A 9,612-nucleotide genomic window follows, 5' to 3' on the forward strand; every position below is an offset into this window, starting at 1 on the left:
GGCGACTCGGCGATACCGGCGAGTAATCTCGAACGGGTTCTTTGGGAGGAAAGCATGACGGAGACTGCGGCGGCGCAACAGCGGGGAGTCCGGCTACCCCGGACCGAGCGGCGCGCTCAGCTTCTGGCCGCGGCGCAGCGGGTCTTCTCGGCAAACGGGTACCACGCGGCGGCCATGGACGAGATCGCCGAGCAGGCGGGAGTCAGCAAGCCGGTGCTGTACCAGCACTTCCCGGGCAAGCTGGACCTCTACACCGCGCTGCTGGAGAACCACGTCGACGAGCTGGTCGCGCGCGTGAACGAGGCGCTCGCCTCGACCACCGACAACAAGCTCCGCGTGCGGGCCGCCGTCGGCGCGTTCTTCGACTTCGTCGCCAGCGAGACCGGCGCCTTCCGGATGATCTTCGAGTCCGACCTGCGGGGCGAGCCCGTCGTGCAGGAGGCCGTCGACCGCGCCACCACCGAGTGCGTCAACGCGATCACGGACACGATCACCGCCGACGCGGGCCTGGACGAGGGCCGGGCGCGCCTGCTGGCGGTCGGCCTGGTCGGGTTGAGCCAGGTCAGCGCCCGGTTCTGGCTGGCCCACCACAGCACGATGAGCCGCGAGGAGGCGGTGTCGCTGACCGCGACGCTCGCCTGGCGCGGCATCGGCGGCGGCTTCCCGCTCCAGCACACGCCAGGCGATTCCTGAAATGTCGGGCCGGCCTGCGTAGCGGTGCGGGTGGCGGAACCTCAGAATCCCGCCCGCCGGCCCGACCACCACCCCTCATCCACCCCTGGTGGACGCGCTCCGCGCGGCAGTGCCGACCACCACGTCGGCGCTGTCCTCGCGAGGAGGCGCCCGCCCGTCTCCCACCACCACCCTCAACCGACGCGCTCCGCGCGGCTGAGCTGACTCAGAACCCGCGGCGGTGCCGGCTGCGAGGGCGGCGGAAGCGGCTCCGCCGCCCTCAAAACGCTCGGTCCTAGTTCGCCAGCAGGCGGCTCAGCCGCTTCGCGACCTCGCGCGTCCGCTCGTAGGTCAGCTCGTGGCCGGCGCCGGGGAAGAGCACGAACTCCGCCTCCGGCAACTCCTCGGCGATCACGCGCGCGTGGTGCACCGGCGTGATCCGGTCCCGGTCGCCGACCATCACCACCGTCGGCGTGCCGCGCAGGGTCGCGAGCGCCTTGCGCCGGTCGTGGTCGGACATCGAGTCGCGGAAGCCGCCGACGCTGCGCGGGTGCGCACGCAGGAACTGCTCCGTCATCGCCCGCACGTCGGCCCGCCGCACCTTCTTCCCGAAAGCCAGCCACTTGACCGACGGCCGGGCCAGCGGCGCCGGGATCGGCACGTGCTCGGCGCCCCACCGGTTCAGCAGCCGCCCGAACGTCTTGTCGACGCGCGCCGCCACCCGTCCGGCCCGCCCGTTCAGCCCGAGCGTGAGCCGGTCCATGTCGCAGCACGAGGTGGCGATGAACGCGACCCCGTCCACCCGCGATTCGACCAGCTCCGGGTGCCGCTCGGCCAGCGCCATCACGGTCATCCCGCCCATCGAGTGCCCGGCCAGGACGAGCCTGCCCGCCGGCGCCAGCTCCGCGATCAGCTCGGCGAGGTCGTCGGCCAGCTGCGCGACCGTCGCCGTCCCCGGCTTCGCCGGCTCCGACCAGCCGTGCCCGCGGTGGTCGTAGCGCAAGACCTGGACCCCGGTCGGCAGCAGCGGCAGGACCGGGTCCCACTCCAGGTGGTCCTGCGTCCACGCGTGCACCAGCACCAGGGTGACCGCGGCGTCGCGCGGTCCGGACAGCTCGACGTGGAGGGCTGTGCCGTCGCTCGTCGTGAAGCGACGGCCCGTCCCCCTCCGACGGACCGTCGCCGTCATCGGGCCCCCAGCAGGAAGGACTTGCGCCACCAGTACGTGCCCGGCTGGCCGACGAGCCCGGCGTCGTCGAGGAACGCCATGATGCGCTCGCCGGACCAGCGCAGGGTCTCGTGCCAGTGCGGGTTGTTCATGGCCGCCTCCCACGCCTCGCGCGGGTTGAGGCCGACCGCCTTGTAGACGCGCGGGTTGATCAGGCTGCGGGTGATCGCGAAGCTGACGACGGCGATGAGCCAGCGCTGGTAGAGCAGCTCGGCCTTGTTCAGCTTCGCCATGCCGCGGGTGACCTCCTCGCGGGCGAAGGTCACGTGCCGCGCTTCTTCGAGCACGTGGATGCGGTTGACCATGCGCACGAGCGGCTGGATGTCCTCGTCGGCCATGCTCTCCCGCTGGATCCGGTCGAGGATCTCCTCGGCGACCAGGATCGAGCCGTACAGCGCGGGCCCGTAGCCGATGAACGGCAGCAGTTTGCCCAGCCGGTGCACGATCTTCACCGGGCCGTACGCCGGCGCGCCGACGGCCTCGACCGAGCGCGCGAACATCGTCGAGTGGCGGCACTCGTCGGCGATCTCGGCGAGCGCGTACTGCACGTGCCGCGTCGTCGGGTCGGAGTTGTAGACCTCCTTGAGCAGCAGCTGCATCAGCAGCACCTCGAAGAAGATGCCGTTGCTGGCGATGCTGGCGAGCTCGTGCTTGCCCAGTTCGAGCCGCTGTTCCTCGGTGAGCCGGTCCCACAGGTGGGTGCCGTAGAGCGAGCTGCGGCGCTCCAGCTGGAAGGGCTTGCCCTCGGCCAGCGGGGCGGACCAGTCGATGTCGACGTCGGGGTCGTAGAACTTGTTGGCCGAGGACTTCAGCAACCGGTCGGCGGTCTTCTCGCGGCCGTGGTCGTCCAGCGTTCGCGTCATCGCGTGCTCCCCACATTGTGTAACCCGTGGTAACAGTTACCTCTGGTAGCATGAGGCGCGTGACGGATCGTGTCAAGCGCAGCGGCAAGCACCCTTCGGCAGGCGAGCCGGCGACCGGCGACGCGCGCCGGGACCGGTGGCGCAAGCACCGGGTCGAGCGCCGGGCCGAGTTCGTCGAGGCGGCGCTGAAGGCGCTGGACGAGCGCGGTCCCGACCTGGCGATGGACGACGTGGCGGTCGCCGCCGGGGTCACCAAACCGGTGCTGTACCGGCACTTCGCGGACAAGGCCGACCTGTACGACGCGCTCGGCCAGCGGGGCACCGAGCTGCTGTTCTCGCGGCTGGTCCCGGCGATCAACGCGGAGCTGGCGCCGGTGCCGCGGATCCGCATGGCGCTGGACGCGTTCTTCACCGTCATCGAGGAGCACCCGAACCTGTACCGGCTGCTGGTGCGCGGCTCGTTCGCGGGCAAGCCGGCCGACGCCGACGTGGTGGCCGAGGACAAGGAACTGATCGCGACCGCGCTGACCGCCCTGCTCGGCGACTACATGCGGATGTTCAACATGGACTCCGGCGCGGCCGAGCCGTGGGCGTACGGGATCGTCGGGATGGTCCAGAACACCGGTGAGTGGTGGCTGGAGCGCCGGTCGATGAGCCGGGACAGCGTCGTGGAGTACCTGACGCAGATCATCTGGGCCGCGATCGACGGGCTGGCCCGCCAGCACGGGGTCACGATCGACCCGAACAAGCCGCTGGAGGAGAACAAGATCGTCCAGCTCGGACGGGTGCGCCCGAAGGAGGAGACGGATGTCGGCTGACGACGAAGACGGCTACACCGGTCCCGCGACGGTGGTGGTGGACGGCGCCGAGGTGCCGGTCGAGGTGGAGCTGAGGGGCCACTTCCAGCCCATCGACGGCTACTACCGCTGGTACGGCCGCATCGCGCCGAGCGCCCGGCTGGACGAGCTGTGCGGCGGCCGGAAGAAGAAGGGCGAGATCCGCACGCCGGACGGCTCCGCGACGGGCGAGCTGTCGGACCCCGACCCGTGGGGCCGCTACCGCATCCTGGGGACGAGCACGCCGCCGTTCACGGTGCCGAAAACGCTCGCCGAACTGGCCGACTGACGCGTCACGGAGTGGTCGAGGGGCGCGGGGCGCCGCGCTCCTTGGCCGCGGCGTAGAGGTGGCAGCCGGTGGTCGCGCCGAGCAGGGTTCGCTTGGCGGAACCGAAGACCAGCTCACCGCCGTAAGCGTCGCTGAACCGGATTTCGATCCCCGTGTCCGGGCCCGCGCGCTCGGTCTTGATCCGGTCGAAGCCGTTGTGCGAGTCGCTGTCGATGTCCTCGGCCTGCCGCAGCACCTCGCCCACCCGGTCGGCGAGTTCCGCATCGGCGAGGACTCGCGCCTCACACATGGCCGCAGCTGGTCAGGACGCCATCGCACGACCTGCGCCCAGCCGATCATCAGATCGGCTCCCGCCATTCCTCGGGGCGCGCAGCCGCAACATCACTGGAGTAATAAGCTCGACGGCCTTGCCGGTACGCGGCGCGTAACCTGCGAGCAGCTCGCCGACCGGGATCAACGCGCGCTCTACGAAACGACGAAAGGGGCGTCCACCACCTCGTGGTGAACGCCCCCTCCGCGAGAAGACTTACGAACCGACCGCGAACCCGACCCGGCGCACGTCCGAGGGCGCGATCTCCACGTAGGCGATCCGGTCCGACGGGACCAGGAACTTGCGGCCCTTCTCGTCGGTGAGGCTGAACAGGCCGTCCTCGGTCTTCAGCGCGTCGGCGACCAGCTTCTCGACCTCCTCGGCGGACTGGCCACTGGACACCACCAGCTCACGCGGGGTGTCCTTGATGCCGATCTTGACCTCCACCTGCTACCTCCGACTGGTTCTGCCACGTACTCCACCGCCCAGGCTAGCCCAGCCCGAGCGCCTGCATCCGTTTGGTGTGCCCCTGCTGCAACCGCCGGAAGAGCCCGGCGATTCCCGACAGGTCGCCCGAGCCGGACACGATCAGCTCGGCCAGCGGGTCCCGCTCGGCCACCACGTACTGCGCCTGGGTCAGCGCCTCGCCGAGCAGCCGCCGTCCCCACAACGCCAGCTTGTCCCGCGTCTTGGGGTCGGCCTCGATGCCGGCGGCGACCTCCCGCTCGGCGAACGCCGAGTGCCCGGTGTCGGCGAGCACCGTGACGACGAGGTCCTTGGTCTCCGGGTCCAGCCAGCTGCCCACCTCGCGGTAGAGGTCCGCCGCCAGCCCGTCCCCGACGTAGGCCTTGACCAGCGATTCCAGCCACGACTTGGGCGCGGTGGACGCGTGCCAGGCGTCGAACCGGGCCACGAACGGCGCCATCGCGTCCTCGACGCGCCTGCCGTGCTCGGCGAGGAACTTCGCCAGCATCTCGTAGTGCCCGATCTCGGCGGCCGCCATCGCCGACAGCGCGGCGCGCCCGGACAGGGTGGGCGCCTTCCGCGCGTCCTCCGCCATCCGGTCGAACGCGGACAATTCGCCGTAGGCGATGACCCCGAGCAGGTCGACGACGCCTTCGCTGATCTCTCGTGTCACGGCCGTGAGCGTACCGCCGTCGCGGGGAGACGAATCTAACGTGGACACACCGGGCCGAAATGCCGAGGCCGGGGCCATACCGGTTACAATTGGACGGGAAAGCTACCGCATCCGCAGTAGCGCGCCCCACCCGAGGCACACCCGCCTCGACTCGCCGGAGGACGAGCAGACCCCGGGCGCCACTGTGAGCGGCAGGTAATGCGCGTGCACGCCGTCCAGGCATTCCCGGTGGACCTTCCCGCCGGTTGAGTGCCGAATCTCGACCAGGCCGTGCGCGCTGGTAGAGAGAGGCGATCACACTGACCGCGAACATTCCCGACAACAACGAGATCGACCCGGTGGCCCTCGAGCACAGCGAGACGGGCGTCCCGGACACCGACACCTCCCACCCGCTGCAGGCCGACCACATCGAACCGGCCACCCCCACCTTCGCCGAGCTGGGCGTCCGCCCCGAGATCGTGCGCGCGCTCGCCGAGGCCGGCATCGAGCACACCTTCGCCATCCAGGCCCTCACGCTGCCGCTCGCGCTGGCCGGCGACGACCTGATCGGCCAGGCCCGCACCGGCATGGGCAAGACGCTGGGCTTCGGCGTCCCGCTGCTGCAGCGCGTGGTCTCCCCCGGCGACGGCACCCCGCAGGCCCTGGTGGTCGTCCCGACCCGCGAGCTGTGCCTGCAGGTCACCCGCGACCTCACCGACGCGGGCAAGCACCTGAACGTGCGCACGCTGGCGATCTACGGCGGCCGCCCGTACGAGCAGCAGATCAGCGCCCTGCGCAAGGGCGTCGACGTGGTCGTCGGCACCCCGGGCCGCCTGCTGGACCTGGCCGAGCAGAAGGCGCTGGTCCTCGGCAAGGTCCGCGCGCTGGTGCTGGACGAGGCCGACGAGATGCTCGACCTGGGCTTCCTGCCCGACATCGAGCGCATCCTCGGCATGGTGCCCGACCAGCGGCAGACCATGCTGTTCTCGGCCACGATGCCGGATCCGATCATCAAGCTGGCCCGCACCTTCCTCAACCGCCCGACGCACGTGCGGGCCGAGGAGAACGACTCCAGCGCGGTGCACGAGCGCACCACCCAGTTCGCCTACCGGGCGCACTCGCTCGACAAGCCCGAGCTGATCGCCCGCGTGCTGCAGGCCAAGGACCGCGGCCTGACGATGATCTTCACCCGCACCAAGCGCACCGCGCAGAAGGTGGCCGACGACCTCGCCGAGCGCGGGTTCGCCGCCGCGGCGGTGCACGGCGACCTCGGCCAGGGCGCTCGCGAGCAGGCGCTGCGCGCGTTCCGCTCCGGCAAGGTCGACGTGCTGGTCGCCACCGACGTGGCGGCCCGCGGCATCGACGTCACCGACGTGACACACGTGATCAACTACCAGACGCCCGAGGACGAGAGCACGTACGTGCACCGCATCGGCCGCACCGGCCGCGCGGGCAAGACCGGCGTCGCGATCACGCTGGTCGACTGGGACGACATGCACCGCTGGCAGGCCATCAACGACGCGCTCAAGCTCGACATGGCCGAGCCGGTCGAGACGTACTCGACGTCGAAGCACCTGTTCAGCGACCTGGACATCCCGGAGGACGCCACCGGGCGGCTGCCGCTGTCCAAGCGCACCCGCGCCGGCCTGGCCGCCGAGCCGGAGGAGCAGATGGGCGGCCGTCGCCGGAGCGGCGGCGCGACCACCCGCAACCGTCGCCGCACCCGCGGTGCCGCGAAGGCCGAGGGCGAGCAGCCCGAGGCCACCGGCGAGCCGTCGGGTGAGGAGCGCCGTCCGCGCCGCCGCACCCGCGGTGGCAAAGCGGTCGGCGACACCTCGGGCCCCGCGGAGAAGGGCCCGACCGAGCGTGAAGGCGGCGAGGCCGCGGAGCGTCCCGCCCGTCGCCGCCGCCGTCGCCGTTCGGGCTCGGCCAGCGCGACGGCGAACACGTCTGATACACCGGGTTCGGCAGACTGAGGCCGACCGGCGCCGCGGGGGCGCCGGCGAACACCGGGAGCAGGAACGTGAGCGAGCCCGAGGCGGGTGGACGGCACCGCCGTCCCGACGGGGGCGAGGTCGCCGGGCCGATCGGCGCGGAGGACGTGCTGGCCGGCGCTCCCGCCCCGGCGCCGGCTCCGGAACGGCCGCGACGCGAGCGGCCGTCCCCGTGGAACCGGCCTCGTGACCGGGTGGTCGCGGTCCTGATCGTCGTCGTCGTGGTCGTCACCGGTGTCGTGATCTGGGCAGGCAGCGCGAGCCGGGCGACGATCCAGGAGACGTCCGCGCCGGGCGCTCCCCTGCCGCCCGCGCCGGCGACCGTGCCGGCGACGCTGCGCGAGCTGTGGCAGGCGCCCAGCGACTCGGCCCCGGTCCCGATCGCCGAGGGCACGGCCGTGGCCACCGCGAACGGCGGCGAGATCGCCGGGCGCGACCCGCTGACCGGCGAGGTGCGCTGGCGCTACGCCCGCGACCTGACGCTGTGCACCGCCGCCGAGGCCTGGGGCCGGGTGCTGGCGGTGTACCGCAAGGACGGCGTGAACGGCGAGTCCGGCTGTTCCGAAGTGATCGGGCTCGGCATCGACACGGGCCTGCGCAAGGCGCAGCGCACCGGCAGCGCGCCGTTGGGCACGCGGCTGGTGACCGACGGCAGCCAGGTCACCGCGACCGGGCCCGAACTGCTCGTGACCTGGCGGGACGACCTCGTCGAGACCAACGAGTACGGCAAGGTCCCCGCCCTGGTGAACCCGAACAAGCAGCCGCGCACGGGCTGCACCTACGGCTCGGTCGCGATGGCGTCGGGCCGGCTCGGCGTGATCGAGCGGTGCCCCGGCGACCCCGGCGACCGGCTGACGGTGATGAAGTCCGTGCCCAAGGAGTCGGACGAGCCGCAGGTGTCGTTCAGCGCCATCGTGGCCGGGCACAACGCGAAGATGGTCGCGATGTCGGGTGATCACACGGCGGTCGCGTTGCCGGACCAGAGGCTGCTGGTGCTCTACGACGCCGACGGCGAGCAGACCGCGGCCTACCCGCTGGACCTGCCCGCGTCGGACCTGGCGCAGGACCCGGCCGGGCTGGCGCCGGTCACGTCGACGACGTCGGCGAACGTGTACTGGTTCACCGGGTCGAAGATGATGGCGCTGTCCCGGGACAACCTGACTCCACTGTGGACGTTGAACAGCGCACTGGGCCCCGGGATCACCTTCGCGCACCAGCTGGTCGTGCCGATCCAGGGCGGGCTGGCGGTGCTGAACGAGTCGGACGGGTCGACGATCCGCACGATCGCGGTGGACCGGCACGGCTACACCGGGCCGGTGCGCCTGGCCGCGCTGGGGCCGGTGCTGCTCGAACAGCGTGGGAACACGCTGGTCGCGTTGTCGTGACGGCACAGCTGACCCCGCACGGGGCGGAGAAGGTGCGCCTGCGGGGCCTGGCCGCGCTGCGCACGCCCGCTCCGGCGAAGGTGACCGCGGTGCTGGTTCCCGGGTACACCGGGTCCAAAGAGGACTTCGCGCCGCTGCTGGACGGCTTGGCGGACGGCGGTTTCCGCGCGATCGCGATCGACCTGCCGGGCCAGTTCGAGTCGCCGGGCCCGCCCGACGAGGAGGCTTACCTGCCTGCCGCGCTGGGCTCCGTGGTGGCCGGGCTGATCTCGGACATCGACGGGCCGGTGGTGCTGCTCGGCCACTCCTACGGTGGGCTGGTGGCGCGGGCGGCGGTGCTGGCGGGCGCGCCGGTCGCGGGGTTGACGTTGCTGGACAGCGGACCCGGCGAGTTGCCGGAAGGCGCCCGGCGGCAGGCGTTGGGCGCGGGCGAGCCGGTGTTGCGGCAGTCCGGTTTGGACGAGGTGTACCGGGTGCGGGAGCAGGTGAGCGCGCGGTCGCCGTTGTGGACCGCGATGCCCGAGGACCTGAAGGACTTCCTGCGACTGCGTTTCCTGGCCTCGAACCCGGCCGGGCTGCTCGGAATGGCGCGTGGCCTGCGCACGGAGCCGGACCGGGTGCCCGAACTCGCTGCGACGGGCGTGCCAACGCAGGTGATAGCCGGCGAACGCGACGACGCCTGGAGCGTCCCGGCACAGCGCGAAATGGCGGCCCGCCTGGGAGCGCCCTTCGAACTCATCCCCGGCGCGGCACACTCACCGAACACCGAAAACCCGGTTGTGTTGTTGAAGGTGCTGCTGACCAAGTGGCGGGAGTGGGTGGCCTAGGCCGTGTCTGACAATGTCTTTGTCCAGGTGATGACGTCGTGGATGAGGATGGCGGCGCGGTAGAGCGTGGCCAACTTGTCGTAGCGGGTGG

The 9,612-nt window shown here is 71.6% G+C and carries 11 protein-coding genes; 6 read left to right on the forward strand and 5 right to left on the reverse strand.

Translation table 11 applies throughout. The annotated features are described in order from the left end of the window. The first annotated feature begins 54 nt into the window (after positions 1-54). The gene (locus ABZ215_RS09325) at positions 55-693 is read left to right on the forward strand and encodes a TetR/AcrR family transcriptional regulator (protein ID WP_027932365.1); all 639 of its coding nucleotides are present in this window, start codon (positions 55-57) and stop codon (positions 691-693) included. A 274-nt stretch (positions 694-967) separates the two neighbouring features. Here ABZ215_RS09325 and ABZ215_RS09330 read toward each other — a convergent pair whose 3' ends face one another. Then, a complete protein-coding gene (locus ABZ215_RS09330; RefSeq protein ID WP_354948979.1) occupies positions 968-1,861 on the reverse strand; it encodes an alpha/beta fold hydrolase in 894 nt (297 codons plus the stop codon). Further along, positions 1,858-2,763 carry a diiron oxygenase gene (locus ABZ215_RS09335; RefSeq protein WP_237337692.1) on the reverse strand — a complete coding sequence of 302 codons (906 nt, stop codon included), beginning with the start codon at positions 2,761-2,763 and terminating at the stop codon, positions 1,858-1,860. Before ABZ215_RS09335 ends, ABZ215_RS09330 begins: the two co-directional genes overlap by 4 nt. Before the next feature lie 50 nt (positions 2,764-2,813). Between ABZ215_RS09335 and ABZ215_RS09340 the strand changes: the two genes are divergently transcribed. Further along, entirely contained in the window at positions 2,814-3,581 is a 768-nt protein-coding gene (locus ABZ215_RS09340; protein WP_027936129.1) for a TetR/AcrR family transcriptional regulator, read from the forward strand. Continuing rightward, positions 3,571-3,888: a DUF4873 domain-containing protein gene (locus ABZ215_RS09345; RefSeq protein ID WP_020419785.1), complete on the forward strand. Its 318-nt coding sequence runs from the start codon at positions 3,571-3,573 to the stop codon at positions 3,886-3,888. Before ABZ215_RS09340 ends, ABZ215_RS09345 begins: the two co-directional genes overlap by 11 nt. A gap of 4 nt (positions 3,889-3,892) precedes the next feature. Here ABZ215_RS09345 and ABZ215_RS09350 read toward each other — a convergent pair whose 3' ends face one another. From ABZ215_RS09350 to ABZ215_RS09360, 3 genes are all read right to left on the reverse strand, one after another. Next, a complete protein-coding gene (locus ABZ215_RS09350) occupies positions 3,893-4,177 on the reverse strand; it encodes a hypothetical protein (RefSeq protein ID WP_354948981.1) in 285 nt (94 codons plus the stop codon). 237 nt (positions 4,178-4,414) lie between these two features. After that, the gene (locus ABZ215_RS09355; protein ID WP_017986956.1) at positions 4,415-4,645 is read right to left on the reverse strand and encodes a DUF3107 domain-containing protein; all 231 of its coding nucleotides are present in this window, start codon (positions 4,643-4,645) and stop codon (positions 4,415-4,417) included. 43 nt (positions 4,646-4,688) lie between these two features. Further along, a complete protein-coding gene (locus ABZ215_RS09360; RefSeq protein WP_354948983.1) occupies positions 4,689-5,336 on the reverse strand; it encodes a ferritin-like fold-containing protein in 648 nt (215 codons plus the stop codon). Positions 5,337-5,674: 338 nt separating this feature from the next. Here ABZ215_RS09360 and ABZ215_RS09365 point away from each other — a divergent pair, with 338 nt between their 5' ends. Genes ABZ215_RS09365 through ABZ215_RS09375 form a run of 3 tightly spaced genes read left to right on the forward strand, consistent with a single transcriptional unit; the run spans position 5,675 to position 9,521 of the window. After that, on the forward strand, positions 5,675-7,291 hold the full coding sequence (locus ABZ215_RS09365; RefSeq protein WP_354948985.1) for a DEAD/DEAH box helicase: 1,617 nt from the start codon (positions 5,675-5,677) through the stop codon (positions 7,289-7,291). A gap of 47 nt (positions 7,292-7,338) precedes the next feature. Next, positions 7,339-8,694 (forward strand): hypothetical protein, encoded by a 1,356-nt coding sequence (locus tag ABZ215_RS09370; protein WP_020419787.1) that lies wholly within the window; start codon positions 7,339-7,341, stop codon positions 8,692-8,694. After that, positions 8,691-9,521 (forward strand): alpha/beta hydrolase, encoded by an 831-nt coding sequence (locus ABZ215_RS09375; RefSeq protein ID WP_354948987.1) that lies wholly within the window; start codon positions 8,691-8,693, stop codon positions 9,519-9,521. The genes ABZ215_RS09370 and ABZ215_RS09375 overlap by 4 nt, the downstream gene beginning before the upstream one ends. The last annotated feature ends 91 nt before the right edge of the window (positions 9,522-9,612 follow it).

It is taken from the genome of Amycolatopsis sp. NPDC006131 (assembly GCF_040614175.1).
Lineage (GTDB): Bacteria > Actinomycetota > Actinomycetes > Mycobacteriales > Pseudonocardiaceae > Amycolatopsis_E > Amycolatopsis_E tucumanensis.